General features: G+C 61.6%; 13 protein-coding genes. 4 read left to right on the top strand and 9 right to left on the bottom strand.

The window, feature by feature from the left end; all coding sequences use genetic code 11:
• Positions 1-16: 16 nt before the first annotated feature.
• The 4 genes from RPE78_RS13660 to fabD all read right to left on the bottom strand — a co-directional run bounded on the left by RPE78_RS13660 (position 17) and on the right by fabD (position 3,963).
• Positions 17-1,435, bottom strand: coding sequence for a GGDEF domain-containing protein (locus RPE78_RS13660; RefSeq protein ID WP_406720865.1), 1,419 nt, complete (start codon positions 1,433-1,435; stop codon positions 17-19).
• A 265-nt stretch (positions 1,436-1,700) separates the two neighbouring features.
• Complete coding sequence (locus RPE78_RS13665) at positions 1,701-1,934, bottom strand: acyl carrier protein (protein WP_135505123.1); 234 nt, start codon at positions 1,932-1,934, stop codon at positions 1,701-1,703.
• A 229-nt stretch (positions 1,935-2,163) separates the two neighbouring features.
• A complete protein-coding gene (fabG, locus tag RPE78_RS13670; RefSeq protein WP_339107473.1) occupies positions 2,164-2,901 on the bottom strand; it encodes a 3-oxoacyl-ACP reductase FabG in 738 nt (245 codons plus the stop codon).
• Positions 2,902-3,030: 129 nt separating this feature from the next.
• Positions 3,031-3,963, bottom strand: coding sequence for an ACP S-malonyltransferase (gene fabD, locus RPE78_RS13675; RefSeq protein WP_406720866.1), 933 nt, complete (start codon positions 3,961-3,963; stop codon positions 3,031-3,033).
• 287 nt (positions 3,964-4,250) lie between these two features.
• On the opposite strand from fabD, the gene RPE78_RS13680 reads away from it, so the two are divergent.
• Entirely contained in the window at positions 4,251-5,462 is a 1,212-nt protein-coding gene (locus RPE78_RS13680) for a cytochrome b/b6 domain-containing protein (protein WP_406720867.1), read from the top strand.
• Between the two features lie 128 nt (positions 5,463-5,590).
• The gene (locus RPE78_RS13685) at positions 5,591-6,211 is read left to right on the top strand and encodes a DNA-3-methyladenine glycosylase I (protein ID WP_406720868.1); all 621 of its coding nucleotides are present in this window, start codon (positions 5,591-5,593) and stop codon (positions 6,209-6,211) included.
• Between the two features lie 125 nt (positions 6,212-6,336).
• On the opposite strand, the gene RPE78_RS13690 is transcribed toward RPE78_RS13685, so the two are convergent.
• On the bottom strand, positions 6,337-6,918 hold the full coding sequence (locus RPE78_RS13690) for a YceI family protein (protein ID WP_406720869.1): 582 nt from the start codon (positions 6,916-6,918) through the stop codon (positions 6,337-6,339).
• A 248-nt stretch (positions 6,919-7,166) separates the two neighbouring features.
• Here RPE78_RS13690 and RPE78_RS13695 point away from each other — a divergent pair, with 248 nt between their 5' ends.
• A complete protein-coding gene (locus RPE78_RS13695) occupies positions 7,167-7,928 on the top strand; it encodes a Crp/Fnr family transcriptional regulator (RefSeq protein ID WP_406720870.1) in 762 nt (253 codons plus the stop codon).
• Positions 7,929-7,939: 11 nt separating this feature from the next.
• On the opposite strand, the gene RPE78_RS13700 is transcribed toward RPE78_RS13695, so the two are convergent.
• The gene (locus tag RPE78_RS13700; protein ID WP_406720871.1) at positions 7,940-9,817 is read right to left on the bottom strand and encodes a ferrous iron transporter B; all 1,878 of its coding nucleotides are present in this window, start codon (positions 9,815-9,817) and stop codon (positions 7,940-7,942) included.
• 21 nt (positions 9,818-9,838) lie between these two features.
• Positions 9,839-10,120, bottom strand: coding sequence for a FeoA family protein (locus tag RPE78_RS13705; RefSeq protein WP_339107480.1), 282 nt, complete (start codon positions 10,118-10,120; stop codon positions 9,839-9,841).
• A 288-nt stretch (positions 10,121-10,408) separates the two neighbouring features.
• On the opposite strand from RPE78_RS13705, the gene RPE78_RS13710 reads away from it, so the two are divergent.
• On the top strand, positions 10,409-11,854 hold the full coding sequence (locus tag RPE78_RS13710) for an NCS1 family nucleobase:cation symporter-1 (protein WP_339107481.1): 1,446 nt from the start codon (positions 10,409-10,411) through the stop codon (positions 11,852-11,854).
• Between the two features lie 17 nt (positions 11,855-11,871).
• Here the strand turns inward: RPE78_RS13710 and RPE78_RS13715 are convergent, their stop codons facing one another.
• Positions 11,872-12,639, bottom strand: coding sequence for a DeoR/GlpR family DNA-binding transcription regulator (locus RPE78_RS13715; protein ID WP_406720872.1), 768 nt, complete (start codon positions 12,637-12,639; stop codon positions 11,872-11,874).
• A 178-nt stretch (positions 12,640-12,817) separates the two neighbouring features.
• Positions 12,818-14,431, bottom strand: a complete 1,614-nt coding sequence (locus tag RPE78_RS13720; RefSeq protein WP_406720873.1) for an FAD-dependent oxidoreductase — start codon at positions 14,429-14,431, stop codon at positions 12,818-12,820.
• Positions 14,432-14,955 lie beyond the last annotated feature (524 nt).

A 14,955-nucleotide genomic window follows, 5' to 3' on the forward strand; every position in this document is an offset into this window, starting at 1 on the left:
AAGGGCTGCCCCAAGGTTACTTAAAACTCGCTTTAACCAGATGCAGCGGCGGGATCGTGAAATCCAGATCCACGGCGGCTGTGGTGGTGGTCGTGGTCTCGCCCACCGCCACCGGAGCCATCGGCGCCACACAGACCCGATTCCGCCCCTGCGCTTTGGCATGGTAAAGCGCGGCATCGGCACGGGCATAGCTCTGATCGAAGCTTTCCCCCTCCATCCATTGCGCGATCCCGATCGAGGTGGTCAGATACTGCCAGCGCCCGTTGCGCATGCGCACCTGTAGCGCGGCGATCGCTTGGCGGAACTGCTCGGCCCGCAGCTCGGCACGGTGCATATCGCTATTGCGCAAGATGACGGCAAATTCCTCGCCCCCCAGTCGCGCAGCGGTATCCTCACGCTCCAGACAGTCGGAAATCACATGCGCCACCCGCACAAGCGCCTGATCGCCAATCTCATGGCCGCCCATATCGTTGATCTTCTTGAAGTAATCCAGATCGAAGATCAGCAGCGAGAAAAACTCGCGATCCGATTGCGCCCGCTGCACCGCGCGGTCGAACCGGCGCCGCAGCATGACGCGGTTGAACAGCCCCGTCAGCCCATCACGCAGCGCCTGCCGCGCCAGAGCGCGCTCGAGCTTGCGGCGGCTGATATCGCTGCGCTCGGAATAGACCGCATTCAGAACGATCACCACCATATTGAAGGCGATCATATTCGACACGATCAACCCGCCATAGATCTGCACCACAGGCACATTGACCGCGCCCACCGTCAGAATCCCGACAATCGCAGGCCCCGCGATCCCCAGACAAAGCTGCAAACGCGCCACCCCGCTGGCACGGTGACCGGCCAGAAAGATCCGCAGCGCGCCCCGATGCGGCTGATAGAGCAGCACCGAAAGCGTCAGGGCCACCCCCGCCAGCAGATATTGCGGATCGGCCAGCCCGAGAAAGGCCTCCGAACGGTCCAGATTTCCCGACACCGCACTCAGCAGGAACGCAATCCCGACCAGCACCAGCAACTGCCCCGAAAGATAATGGCGCATGGCCTGCAACATCAGCGCCAGAGCCAGCAGCACAAACAGCACCTCCCCGCTCAGGAAAAGTTGCAAAGGCACCCAGCCAATGGTCTCGAAACCGGATTTCATATCTCGGATATTCAGCACGATACCGGTCAGCACCGTGGCAATGACCGCCGCCCCGCCCATCATCTGCAGCATACGTCCCAGCGGATTGCGCGGCAGAAAGCCCAGACCGGCCATAAAGGCACCGATCACGCAAAACAGGGCCCGTGGCGCCAGAAGAAAGTCGTATTCCCCCCGCGGGAGGCCACGGAACGCGTCCAGCCCGCTGCCCATCACAAGCATGGCGATAGAAACCGAGGCCGCTACGAAAGCCGCCCCCCGCCTTACCCAATGCGCATAACGGATAGCCGTCATAACCAATGACCTCGACATTACATTCGATCCTCTCGGTCTCGCCCATGCGAGATCATATAATTCTCCGGAGGACCAGCTTATTATATATAGGTAACAGAAACGGCGACAAACCGATCACTTTACCTAAACGGAAAGAACACATTTTCGCAAGCTTTTCCCGCAGCGGAGTCACCTCGATGACATTCAAGCCTATTTTAGACGCAACGCCAAAAAAAACGGCGCCCTTCTTACAAAGGACGCCGTAAAATTCTTGGTCTCTAAGAGATCAGGACGCTTCGGAGATGAACTTGACTGCGTCGCCGAAGGTTTGGATGGTTTCGGCTGCGTCATCGGGGATCTCGATGCCGAATTCTTCTTCGAAAGCCATCACGAGCTCGACGGTGTCAAGGCTGTCTGCGCCCAGATCATCGATGAAGGAAGCATTCTCGGTGACCTTGTCTTCTTCGACACCCAGGTGCTCAACGACGATTTTCTTAACGCGATCTGCGATATCGCTCATAACTGTTTCTCCAGTTTCGTGGGCCGCAGCCCATCCTGAATTGCTCATAAGAGCGGCTGTAACACTCCGCCTGCCTCACGACGAAACGAAGTGGCCGATCACATTGCTGCCACCGACCCGACTGCACGCTGAATAGCCAGTGTGAAAGCCTATGGCAAGCGGTTAAACGCAACAGCCTGCAATCGGTAGAAACTTTGCCCCCCGCTCAATGAAACAAGGGGCAAAGCACTCAGATCATGGCCATGCCGCCATTCACATGCAGCGTAGCGCCCGTAACGTAACCGGCTTCCGGCGCGGCCAGATACAGGACCGCCGCAGCGATCTCTTCCGGTTTGCCCATCCGCGCCGCCGGAATCTGCGTCAGAATCTTGCCTTTCTGCTCGTCATTCAGCTTGTCGGTCATCGCCGTCTGGATGAACCCGGGCGCCACACAGTTGACCGTGATTCCGCGCGAGGCGACCTCATAGGCCAAAGATTTCGACATGCCGACCATACCGGCTTTTGCCGCCGCATAATTGACCTGCCCCGGATTGCCGGTCGCCCCCACGATCGAGGTGATATTGATGATCCGGCCCCAACGCGCTTTCATCATGCCCCGCATGGAGGCGCGCATCAGACGCATGGCCGAGGTCAGGTTCACATCCAGAACCGAATTCCACTCGTCATCCGACATCCGCATGAACAGGTTATCCCGGGTGATCCCGGCATTGTTCACCAGAATATCAAGGCTCCCCATCGCCTCGACCGCCGCTTTCGGCAGCGCCTCCACAGAGTCCGCATCACCCAGATTGGCGGGGCAGACAAAGGCATTCTCGCCCAGCTCCTCCGCCAGCGCCCGCAGCGGCGCCTCACGCGTGCCCGACAGGGCCACCTTGGCCCCCGCCTGATGCAACGCGCGCGCGATCTCGCCGCCAATCCCACCCGATGCGCCGGTGACCAGCGCCGACTTGCCCGTCAGATCGAACATGTCTCTTCCTTCCTGCAATCTCTTCCGCAACCCGATGCGGTTTGGTGAACGGGCCCGCCGCTTTCCAGCTGCCCGAAATATCCCGGGGTGAATGGAGCCCCCGAGGGGGCTCCAGAGGGGCAGCGCCCCTTACGCCTCTTTCAGCTTGGCAATATCGGCAGGCGTGCCGACAGCCTGCGTCTCCAGCCCTTTCACGATGCGCTTGATCATGCCCGAAAGCGCCTTGCCCGCACCGATCTCCCAGAAGCTGTCAACGCCCTGTGCGGCCATCCACTCGACACTCTCGCGCCAACGGACCGACCCCGTCACCTGCTCGACCAGCAACTGACGGATCACCTCGGGATCGCTCACCCCCTGCGCACGCACATTGGCCACCAGCGGCACCGCAGGGGCGTTGATCGTCACCGAGGCCAGCGCCGCAGCCATAGCGTCCGCAGCCGGTTGCATCAGCGCGCAATGGAACGGTGCGGAGACCGGCAGCAGAAGCGCGCGCTTGGCGCCCTTGGCCTTGGCAATCTCGCATGCCCGCTCGATGGCGGCCTTGGACCCCGACACGACCACCTGCGATGGGTCATTGTCATTGGCCGCCTGACAGATCTCGCCCTGTGCGGCCTCGGCAGCCACCTCCTGCACCGTGGCCAGATCCAGCCCCAGCACCGCAGCCATCGCCCCTTCGCCCACCGGCACCGCCGATTGCATCGCCGCCCCGCGTTTGCGCAGCAGCACGGCCGCATCCGCAACAGACAGGCTGCCCGCCGCACAAAGCGCCGAATATTCCCCAAGGCTGTGACCCGCGACGAACGCCGCATCGCCCACCGCAAAACCCTCGGCTTCGAGGGCCCGCAACGCAGCAATCGAGGTGGCCATCAGCGCGGGTTGGGCGTTGGCCGTCAGGGTCAGCGTCTCGATATCGCCCTCCCAGATCAGACCCGAAAGGTTCTCGCCCAATGCCGCGTCCACCTCGTCGAATACGGCGCGGGCTTCGGGATAGGCCTCGGCCAGATCCCGCCCCATACCGATGGTCTGCGCGCCCTGACCCGGAAATACGAATGCTTTGCTCATGCGTCCTTGTCCTTTTCAGACTATCCTTTGCTGGCCTCCCCTCTAGCGCGGCTTTGCCCGTCAGGCAAGCAAAGCCCGCAAACCGGCGCGCCCGTCGCACGGATCGGGAACGCGGGTCCACAAGATCGGGCCGCAGACCACGGCCCCACAAACAGCAGGCCCGCAAAGGATGCGCGAAGGCACCGCACAGGTCCTGTGCGCGGTTTCACCCCGATCACGGCTATGGTTCCTACGCGATTTTCCCGTATCAAGGCCGACAGACAGGTAGCACCCATCGGAGATTTCAGATGCTGACCAATACCCCTCTCAGCTATGGCGTGATGGCGCGGGGCTTGCATTGGGCCATCGCCCTGCTGATCCTGAGCGCGATCGGGCTGGGCCTTTACGGCGAAAGCGTGCCGCGCACGGCCGACACCACGGCCCTGCTGCAAACGATCTACAGCGCGCATAAAACCATCGGCGTGGCCACATTCTTTCTGGCCGTTCTACGGGTGCTCTGGACGCTTGGCCAGACCCGCCCCGTGCCCCTCCATCCCGAACGCCGCCTCGAGACATGGGCCGCAGAGGCGGTGCATTTCGCGCTTTATGGCGCGATGTTCGTGATGCCGCTTTCGGGCTGGATCACCCATGCCGCCGAACAGGGCTTTGCCCCGATCTGGTGGCCTTTCGGGCAGGATCTGCCCTTTGTGCCCAAATCCGACACGCTCGCCCATACGGCCGGACATGTGCATAAGACCGCAATCTGGGTGCTCTATACCGCCTTGGCCCTGCATGTTCTGGGCGCGCTCAAACATGTGCTGATCGACCGCGATGCGACAATGGCACGGATGACGACAGGCCGTGCGGCAGGGCGCGAGGCCCCGCCCGCGACACAGGGCGCCGCCGCTGTGGCCGCATTGGCGATCTGGATCGCCGTGCTGCTTTTCGCGCTTCTGGGCAGCGCCGGTCTCCCCGCACACGGCACCGCACAAGATGAAGCACGGGCCACCACCCCCGCCCCCGCAGCCCCTGATGCGGCAACCGGAAACTGGGCGGTGACGCAAGGCAGCCTGAGCTTTGATGTCGTGCAGATGGGGGCCAAGGTGCAGGGCCATTTCGGCAACTGGACCGCCGATATCCACTATGACGAAGGCAGCGGCACGGGCCATGTCACGGTGCAGATCGACACCACCAGTCTTGATCTGGGGTCGGTCACCGATCAGGCGAAAGGTTCGGAATTCTTCAATGTCTCGCACTTCGCCACCGCGACATTCGAGGGCGATATCACCCGCAAGGGCACAGGCCCCGACCATATCGCCACGGGCAGCCTGACGCTGATCGGCACCACCGCCCCGCTGACCCTGCCCTTCACGCTCGATCTGCAGGGCGACACCGCGCATATGACCGCGCAGGTCACGATAGACCGCCGCGACTGGAAGATGGGGGCCGCCTATCCCGACGAGGGCACGGTGGGCTTTCCGATCACGGTCTCTGTCGATCTGCAGGCGCGCAAATCCTGAGGCCGCGCACAGGACCACGCGCAGCATCACCACAGTATCACACAAACACAAAGGGGGCTTCGGCCCCCTTTTCTCTTGCACAGCGCCCTCTGCCCGAGGATATAGGGACAAACAGAAGGGGGTAAATCATGAACATGCTGGAAACCGGTCCGGACGGGCAGTGCCGCTGCGGCTGGTGCCTGCCAGATGCGCCAGAATTCTACCGCCGGTATCACGATGACGAATGGGGCTTCCCCGTGGGCTGCGATATCAGGCTGTTCGAAAAGATCTGCCTCGAAGGGTTTCAAAGCGGCCTGAGCTGGCGCACCATTCTGGCCAAGCGCGAGAATTTCCGCGCCGCCTTCGCGGGCTTCGAGATCGAACAGGTCGCGCGGTTCGGCGCGCAGGATGTCGAGCGGCTTGTGCAGGATGCAGGCATTATCCGCCATCGCGGCAAGATCGAGGCCACCATCAACAATGCCCGCCGTGCCTTGGAACTGCAGGCCGAATTCGGATCCTTGGGGGCCTATTTCTGGTCCTACGAACCGCAACCGCAGGAGCTGATGCCGCTGATGACGGCGGCCACCTCCCCCGTTTCGGAGCGGCTGTCAAAGGATCTGCGCAAACGCGGCTGGAAATTTGTAGGGCCGACAACGGTCTATGCCTTCATGCAGGCGATGGGATTGATCAACGACCACGCGCAGGGCTGCATCACCCGCGCGCGCGTCGCACAGGCTCGCGCCACCTTCAGCCGGCCCTGCAAGGCCTGAGCCGCCTTGCAGCCTCGCGCGCAAAACGCGAAATGCCCGCCGCGAACGCGAAATGCCCGCCGCGAAATTGCGACGGGCATTCTGAGTGGTGGCCCATATACAGCATGGGCCAGGGGATATCGGGGTTATTCCGCTGTGCCCTTCATCGCTTCGATCGAAATCCGCACATTGACATCATCCGACACGTAGGGCGCATACATTCCCATATCGAAATCCGAACGCTTGATCGTGGTGGTTCCGTCGAAACCGACCCACGGCTTTTTCTGCATCGGATGCTCGCCCATCTGGGTCATGGTCGCGTCGATGGTGATCGGCTTGGTCACGCCATTGACCGTCAGATCGCCGGTGATCTTGCCGGTTTTCTCCCCCGTTACCTCGATCGAGGTCGATTTGAACGTGATTTCGGGGTTTTCGGCCGCGCCGAAGAAATCATCGGTCATGAAATGCTTCGTGCGCGCATCCCAGCCGGTGATCAGGCTTTCCGCCGGAAATTCGACGCTGACCGAGGATTTTGCCGGATCCTGCGCGTCAAACTCGATCGTGCCTTCAAAGCCCGAGAACATGCTGGTCGTGGTCGAGAAACCAAGGTGGTTGTAATCGAAGACGATCTGGCTGTGGCTGGGATCAAGCGTATAGGTTTCTGCCTGGGCATGGGCCATCGACGCGAAAGAGGCCATCAGACCGGCGGCAAGAACGAGCGATTTCATTGGGATCTCCAAAGCTTGCATGAGTACGTTGGATAGAAGGATAGCCCAAAGGTGGCCTTGCACAATTCAACAGAAGCAAACAAATTATGTGCAGAAAAAAACACAAGCATGCTTAAAACTGAATTCATCTCTTTTTTACTGTCATAGTTTAATTTAACCTTTGGTTAATAATGTTGCGCAACCTTGAACGCGTTTTCGGGTATTTTGTTGCGCATGGTGTTTGGATTTGAATTTTTTATGAGGGTCGCATGGACGAGCAGATTTACCAGAAAATTGCGCGCAATACCGCCGATGACTGCATCACCTGCCCCGAAGAACGTCACTGCCTGTGGCGGACAGACCCCCTCAGTGACAGCGCCGGGACGGAACCGGCCACGGGCTTCAAACATATGCGCTTCACCCCCGGTCAGGCAGTGGTGATGGCGGGCTATCATTTCCCCTATGCCGCAACGATCCGCGCGGGCACGGCCAGCCTGACCCGCAGCCTGTCCGACGGGCGCTCACAGATCGTGGGGGTTCTCTACCCGTCGGATATTTTCAATTCCCGCCCTGCGCTTGCCTCGAAATACACCATCACCGCAACCACCCCGCTGGAGCTGTGCTGCCTGTCCGAAGCCAGCTTGCAACACCGGCTGGAGACCGAAAAGGCCCTGTCCCGCCGCCTGCTGGAGCGCAAGCTGCATGACCTGCAGGAGGCGCGGGACTGGATGTTCGTACTGGGGCGCAAGACCGCGCTCGAACGGCTGGCCAGCATGATCTACACCGTGGCCGAACGCTATAGCCATCGCCGCCAGCGTTCGCCCGTGGGGGTGGAACTGTCGCTGCCGCTCGCACGCCACGAGATCGCGGATTATCTGGGGCTGACCCCCGAAACCGTCAGCCGGAATTTCGCACGGCTGCGCGCGGCGGGCATTCTCAGCACCAATAGCGCACGGTTGATCACCATCTGGAACATGCGCGCGCTCATGGAGGCCACCGGCAATGACGAGGATGGCGGCCCGATCTTCTAGCCGCCGATCTGCTACCCTCCGAGCGCCCGCATCACGTGATAGGCGATGAAGCTGCAGATATAGGCCAGCCCGAACATATAGACGACCGAGACCCACATCCAGCGCGCCTGCCCCGTTTCACGCCGGATCACCGCCAGCGTCGACAGGCATTGCGGCGCAAAGATATACCACACCAGAAGCGACACTCCCGTGGCCAGCGACCAATTCGCCGCAAGCTCGGCCCCGAGCGCCGTTTCCCCGCCCGAGACGGCATAAACGGTCGAGAGCCCCGCCACCGCCACCTCGCGGGCGGCCATACCGGGCACCAGAGCCACACAGATCTGCCAACTGAAGCCGATCGGCGACAGGATCGGTTCCAGCAGATGGCCGATCATGGCCGCAAAGCTGTAATTGATGGCGGGTTCCGTTGCCCCTTCGGGCGGGAACGGAAAGGTCGACAGCACCCAGACGACCACCGAAGCGTAAAAGATGATCGTGCCCGCGCGGCGCAGGAAGGCCCGCGCCCGTTGCCACAGGCCCAGCAGCACACCGCGCATCTGCGGGATCTTGTAATCGGGCAGATCCAGCATCAAAGGCGCGGCAATCTCGTTGCGGCGCAACAGCATCCGGCTGACAAAGGCCACCAGCAGCGCCGAGATCACACCGGCGGCAAAGAGGCCGAACATCACCAGCCCCTGCAACCCGATCCCCGGCCCGATGCTGCGGGCGGGCACGAAGGCCCCGATCAGCAGGGTGTAGACGGGAATACGCGCCGAACAGGTCATCAAAGGCGCAATCAGGATGGTTGTCAGGCGGTCACGGCGGTCATCGATCACGCGGGCCGACATGATGCCCGGCACCGCGCAGGCAAAGCTGGACAGAAGCGGAATGAACGCCCGCCCGTGCAGCCCCGCATGGCCCATGATACGGTCCATCAGGAAGGCTGCCCGCGCCATATAGCCCAGATCTTCGAGGATCAGGATAAAGCCGAAAAGGATCACGATCTGCGGCAAGAACACCACCACAGAGCCCACACCGGCAATCGCGCCATCCACGATCAGCCCGCGCAACAGGCCCTCCGGCAACAGCGCCGAGACCGCGCCCGAAAGCCAGTCGATCATCGCGCCGATCGCCTCCATCAGCGGCGCGGCACCGGCAAAGACCGCCTGAAACATCGCAAACATCAGCACCAGCAGGATCATCGGCCCCGCAAACGGGTTGAGCACGACGGCATCCACCTTCTCGGTCAGGCTGCGGGGGGCTACGGGCTTGTGCACGGCATGGGCAATCAACTGGTCGGCCTGCCGCAGCGCCGCGCGCAGCTGGGCGGCGCTCGGGGCCTCCCATGTCATCGCGCCGCGCGCGGGCAGCCCCTGCCCGATCAGCCCGCCAAGCCGTCCCCAAAGCGCGTCCATTCCCCCGCGGCGCACCGCGGTCGAGGCGGCAACCGGCAGACCAAGCGAACGCTCCAGCACCTCGAGATCGATCTCGATCCCGCGGTGGCGGGCGATATCGATCATGTTCAGCACCACGAGAATCGGAATACCGCAGGCGCGCAATTCCTGCGCCAGACGCAGGCCGGGGCGCAGATGGGTGGCATCGGCCACCACCATCAGCAGGTCGATCTGCCCCACATCCTTGCGCCGCCCCAGAATGACATCGCGCGTCACAACCTCGTCGGGACTGCGCGCGCGCAAGGAATAGGTTCCGGGAAGGTCGACCACCGTCAACGGCACACCCGCAGGTGTCACGGCCTGCCCGATCTTGCGTTCAACCGTGACGCCCGAATAGTTGCCAACCCGCTGGTTGGCGCCGGTCAGGGCATTGAATAATGAGGTCTTGCCACAATTCGGGGCCCCGATCAGGGCCACCCGCAAGGGGCTATCCGCTCTGGCTTGAGGCTCGAGCATATATGCACTCCGTCGGGAAACTTACTCCGTCAGGATTGCCATAGCATCTCGACGGCGCAGCGCAACCGTCGCCTCGCCCACGCGCACCGCAATCGGGTCGCGTCCGAACGGGCCTTCATGGATGACAGAGATCTCCACGCCCTCGATGAAGCCCATCTCGATCAGACGACGCTCCATCTCTTCGGGCGCAAGGCGGCCATTGCCCGGGATCGGCAGGATACAGGCCACCCGCCCGCGATAGCCCTTGCGGGTCAGTCCCAGAGCCACCGTGCGCTCGATTGCGTCAATCTGTCCAAGTTCCATCAGGCGAATCCTATACAGGTCACATCCTGATAGAATGACTCGGATACATTTCGCAACCATGCGCCAGATCAAATCGCCGGAAAGTGAGTGAAAAGATCAGGATTGCACGGTCCCTCCCCGACACAGACCGCCCGTTTCCGCGCCCAGACGCCCGAAAAGCAGGCATCCACCGCGCAATTCCCGAAGCCTGCTTGCGATTTTCCGCAGGCCAGATGCCCCTGTCCCCGCGCTGCGCCTAGGCTGGGCCCATCAAGGATGCTCCATAAGACAACCATAAAGAGACGCCCCATGACCGATGCAAGCTTCGACCCCGAAAGGGTCCATCTGCCCTCCTCGCCGCATGACAGCGACCCGTTGGCCCCGACCGCCCCCTACGAACAGACCTGGGGGTGGTTTGCCATCTTCAACATCTGGGCCAATGATATCCAGTCGCTTTTCGGATATTCACTGGTGGCCTCGCTGTTCATCTCCTACGGGGTCAGCGGGTGGACGGCCTTTGCGGCGCTGATCGTGGCGGGGCTTCTGGTAATGGGGCTGGTGACCTTGTCCGGCGTGGCGGGCCAGCGTTACGGCATTCCCTATCCGGTGCTGGCGCGCGCAAGCCAAGGACTTCAGGGCGCAAAACTTCCCGCCATCCTGCGCGCCATCGTGGCGGTGTTCTGGTACGGGGTGCAGGTCTATTTCGCCTCGACGGCACTGGCGCTGCTGATCCGCTCTGTCACGGGGCTGGGCGCGGGCGGCACCTTTCTTGGTCTGGGCACGATCGACTGGATCAGCTTCCTCCTTGTCTGGGCCTTCCATATCGTCATTTTCTGGCGTGGAATGAACTGGGTAGAGACCTTTCTTAATGTCGCGGGCCCGTTTGTCTATGCGGTGATGATCGGCCTGCTGATCGTGCTCTGGATCAAATCCGACGGGCAGCTCTGGACACAGGCGCAGACCATCTTCGCCAATCCCGAAGGCACGTTCTGGACCGAAACCTCGGGCTTTGTCGCGATTGTCGGCACGATGGTGTCCTATTTCGCCGCCGTGCTGATCAACTTCTCCGATTTCTCGCGCTATGCGAAATCGACACGCGCCATGATGCTGGGCAATCTGGCGGGGCTGCCGCTGAATATGGTGCTGTTTTCCGCGCTGGCGCTGCTGACCACCGCAGGGGCTGCCGTGGTCTATGGCGAGGCGCTCACCAACCCGACCGAGATCGTCGCGCGCACCGATAGCGTGATCCTTGGCATCATCGCCGCAATCACCTTCTTCGCCGCGACGGTGGGCATCAATCTGGTGGCGAATTTCATCCCTGCGGTCAATGGCATCGCCAATCTCGCACCGCGCCATATCAGCTTTCGCATGGCAGGGGCGATCACCTCGGGCTTTGCGCTGGTGATCGGCGGGCTATGGGTGAGTTTCATCGCCGATGTCGGCATCTCGGGTTTTGTCAACACCTTGGGCGCGACACTGGCCCCGCTTTATGGCATCATGATCGCGGATTACTTCCTGCTGCGCAGGGGGCGGTTGGACAAGGCCGACCTCTACCGCGCCAAGGGCGGGCGCTACCAGTATAAAAACGGCTGGAACGATGCGGCGCTGATTGCCTTCGTCATTGCTGCGGTCTTCTCGGTGGCCACGGTCTGGGTGCCGGTGCTGGCCGTGCTATCCGGCTATGCATGGATCTTCGGCGCGCTTCTGGGCGGCCTCCTCTACCGCATTCTCGCCCCCTCGCGGATTGTGCTGTAAGCCCGACAGGCCAAGCCTCAGGGCTTGGCCACATGCACCGAGACCTTCGAGGCCTCCAGCATCTCGGCATAGGGTGCGGCGGGCAGCGCATCGATAAACAGACCGTCGAGATCGTTCAGATGGCCCAGCTTGACCATCGCGCGACGCCCGAATTTCGTGTGATCGGTCGCAAGGAAGGTCGTGCGCGAATTGGCAATGATTGCCTGCGCCACCTGCACCTCGCGGTAGTCGAAATCCAGAAGCGTGCCATCCTCGTCGATCCCCGAAATCCCGATGATCCCGAAATCCACCTTGAACTGGTTGATAAACCCCAGCGTCGCCTCGCCCACCACTGCCAGATCGCGCTTGCGCACCTGACCGCCCGCGATGGTGATATCGAAATCCTCGCGGCTGGAAAGCAGCGTGACCACATTGATATTATTGGTCACCACATGCAGATCCTTTTTGCCAAGGAGGGCCTGCGCGATGGCCTCGGTCGTGGTGCCGATATTCAGGAAAAGCGAGGCCCCATCGGGAATATGCGCGGCCACCATCTCGCCGATGCGGGCCTTCTCATGCGCCATATCCTCGCGGCGGCGGGCATGGTCGCGGTTGCGGGTATTGGTCATCAGGCTCGCCCCGCCATGATAGCGGTGCAAGATCCCCATATCGCAAAGCAGCTTGATGTCGCGCCGGATGGTCTGCGGCGTCACATCAAGACGCACGGCAATATCCTCGATGCCTACGAACCCTTCGGAACGGGCGATTTCGGTAATCTGGTTCTGGCGTTGGGTAAGCGTGGACATCGCGACCTTGATCTCATGAAGCACCGGCAGGCCCTACTTGGCGAAGCAGAGCCAAATCTGTCAAGTGCTTAGGCCCCGAAAGGGCGTACGCCGCGAGGCCGGACTGGCCCATTTCGTCCGGCCCCGCGCGCCCACCTTTCCGCCCCCCGCTCAAGGCCGGGCACGGAAAGGGTTCGGGTTACAGGGCGATCTGCGTGCGCTGTTCGGCCAGCGCGATCTCTGCCGCAAGACGCGGAGCATCCCATCCGGCCTCGCGCGCCATCAGATCCGCCACACGGGCAATCGCGGCATCGGCGGCACGGCTGTCGACATGGGTCAGCGTCATGCGGCGGCATAGCACATCGGCCACCCGCAGCGCAGCCTCGTGGCGCATCGCATAAAGCACCTCTGCCTCGATATAGGGATGCGCCTCGGCCAGACGGGTCGCGCAGCCCTCGTCGCGCGCAATCCCCGCCACCACGGGCGCACGGTCACCATAGGAATGATGCAGGTGACGGGCCACATCCGGCGGCAGGCCAAATTCGCGGGCCAGAGCCTGCGCCCCCTCGGGCACGTAGTTTTCGGCCCCCAGAAGCTTCATGTCATGGGTCCGACAGGGCTTCAGCCCCGCAAATTCCCCGCCCGAGACGACCTTATCGACCGCCTCTTCCGCCATATGCCGGTAGGTGGTCCATTTGCCGCCCGAAATGGTGATCAGCCCCGAGCCATCCTCGATGATCACATGGTCACGCGCCAGCTCTGCGGTGTCCTTGGCATCGGGATTGAAGACCAGAGGCCGGATGCCCGACCATGCCGATTTCACATCCGCGCGCGTTACATTGATGTCGAAATAGCGTTTCACATAATCCAGCAGATAGGCGATATCTTCCTCGGACACGGTGGGATGATCGACCACCTCGCAGGAGGTGTCGGTGGTGCCCACCAGCGCCTGCCCCTGCCACGGCAGAATAAAGACCACCCGCCCGTCATCGGTCTGCGGGATCAGCAGCCCCTCATCGGGCGGCACGAACGAGCTGTCCAGCAGGATATGGATCCCCGAGCTGCCCTTCAGGATCGGCTTGGCATCGGCATGGTCCATCCGGCGGATGGTATCGGCAAAGGGGCCGGTCGCATTGACCACCTTCTTGGCGCGGATCGCGAAGGCCGCGCCGGTCAGCGCATCCTCGACATTGGCGCCGGTGATCTTGCCCGCCTCATGGGTGAGGCTGGTCACCGCGATATGGTTGGCCATCACCGCCCCTGCCCGCTGCGCCGTCATGGCCAGCGTCACGCACATCCGGCAGTCCACGAATTGCCCGTCGTAATATTGCACAACGGCCTTCAGCCCCTTGGAGCGCAGCATCGGGAACCGCGCCTTGGCCTTTTTCGCGCTGATGATCTTGGAATGGCCGATATTCATCTTGCCCGACAGAATATCATAGAGCTTCAGTCCGGCGTAAAGATAGGGCACCTGCAGCCAGCTATAGACCGGCGTGATCAGCGGCAGCGGGCGCGACAGATGCGGCGCATTGCGCAACAGTGCCCCGCGTTCGTGCAACGCATGGCGCACCAGATCATATTGCCCGCGGTCGAGCTTTTTGACCGCCGCCTCAAGGTAGCGCACGCCGCCATGCACCAGTTTGGTGGACCGGCTGGACGTGCCTTCCGCGAAATCGTAACGCTCGACAAGCGCCACCTTCAGCCCTCGCGTGGCCGCATCGACCGCAATCCCGCAGCCGGTTGCCCCGCCGCCAATGATCAGAAGATCGAAGAGTTCATTGCTTTGCAGCTTGGCAAGTGTCTCAGCGCGCATCGGATAGCCTCGTGCCGGATAGGAAACAGGTCGCGGAACGTCCGCTGTCCTTTCCAGATAGATTGATGTTCGTTTTTTTTCAAGTGAAAGCGTCATGACAGGAAATGACACCTCAATGCTCCTGATTTTCCGCTGAAACGGGCGCAAATCCGCCTTTGGACCCGTCAAGATCCGGATCGGCTTGCAGGTCTCATCGCCAATGCAGGGCAAACCCCCTGCCCAGTCCCCAGAGAGAATCGCGAAAACATATCGAATATTCGCAATTTATCCACGAATGGTCTTTCCGCATCTCCGCTCACGGAACTGTCATCCGCTAACATTCAAAGAGATATTGACCAGATGTTCGAATAGGCCAAGTTTGAGTTCATAATTTTCGATTCCGAACATTTTGCCCTTGCTCGGATGGAGAATCGAAATTACCCGTGACCCGGTCACTATGGAGGAGACCGGAAAGCCGCGAGGAACGGCCTTTCCGATCCGGGTCACAGCGACAGTTTTCGAGGGCTTATTAGGGGGGAGGAAGT

The sequence above is a fragment of the Thioclava litoralis genome, assembly GCF_045278885.1.
Lineage (GTDB): Bacteria > Pseudomonadota > Alphaproteobacteria > Rhodobacterales > Rhodobacteraceae > Thioclava > Thioclava litoralis.

Coding starts and splice junctions, on each gene's coding strand:
- RPE78_RS13660 (WP_406720865.1), bottom strand. CDS start 1,435: ATGACGGCTATCCGTTATGCGCATTGGGTAAGGCGGGGGGCGGCTTTC.
- RPE78_RS13665 (WP_135505123.1), bottom strand. CDS start 1,934: ATGAGCGATATCGCAGATCGCGTTAAGAAAATCGTCGTTGAGCACCTG.
- fabG (WP_339107473.1), bottom strand. CDS start 2,901: ATGTTCGATCTGACGGGCAAGTCGGCGCTGGTCACCGGCGCATCGGGT.
- fabD (WP_406720866.1), bottom strand. CDS start 3,963: ATGAGCAAAGCATTCGTATTTCCGGGTCAGGGCGCGCAGACCATCGGT.
- RPE78_RS13680 (WP_406720867.1), top strand. CDS start 4,251: ATGCTGACCAATACCCCTCTCAGCTATGGCGTGATGGCGCGGGGCTTG.
- RPE78_RS13685 (WP_406720868.1), top strand. CDS start 5,591: ATGAACATGCTGGAAACCGGTCCGGACGGGCAGTGCCGCTGCGGCTGG.
- RPE78_RS13690 (WP_406720869.1), bottom strand. CDS start 6,918: ATGAAATCGCTCGTTCTTGCCGCCGGTCTGATGGCCTCTTTCGCGTCG.
- RPE78_RS13695 (WP_406720870.1), top strand. CDS start 7,167: ATGGACGAGCAGATTTACCAGAAAATTGCGCGCAATACCGCCGATGAC.
- RPE78_RS13700 (WP_406720871.1), bottom strand. CDS start 9,817: ATGCTCGAGCCTCAAGCCAGAGCGGATAGCCCCTTGCGGGTGGCCCTG.
- RPE78_RS13705 (WP_339107480.1), bottom strand. CDS start 10,120: ATGGAACTTGGACAGATTGACGCAATCGAGCGCACGGTGGCTCTGGGA.
- RPE78_RS13710 (WP_339107481.1), top strand. CDS start 10,409: ATGACCGATGCAAGCTTCGACCCCGAAAGGGTCCATCTGCCCTCCTCG.
- RPE78_RS13715 (WP_406720872.1), bottom strand. CDS start 12,639: ATGTCCACGCTTACCCAACGCCAGAACCAGATTACCGAAATCGCCCGT.
- RPE78_RS13720 (WP_406720873.1), bottom strand. CDS start 14,431: ATGCGCGCTGAGACACTTGCCAAGCTGCAAAGCAATGAACTCTTCGAT.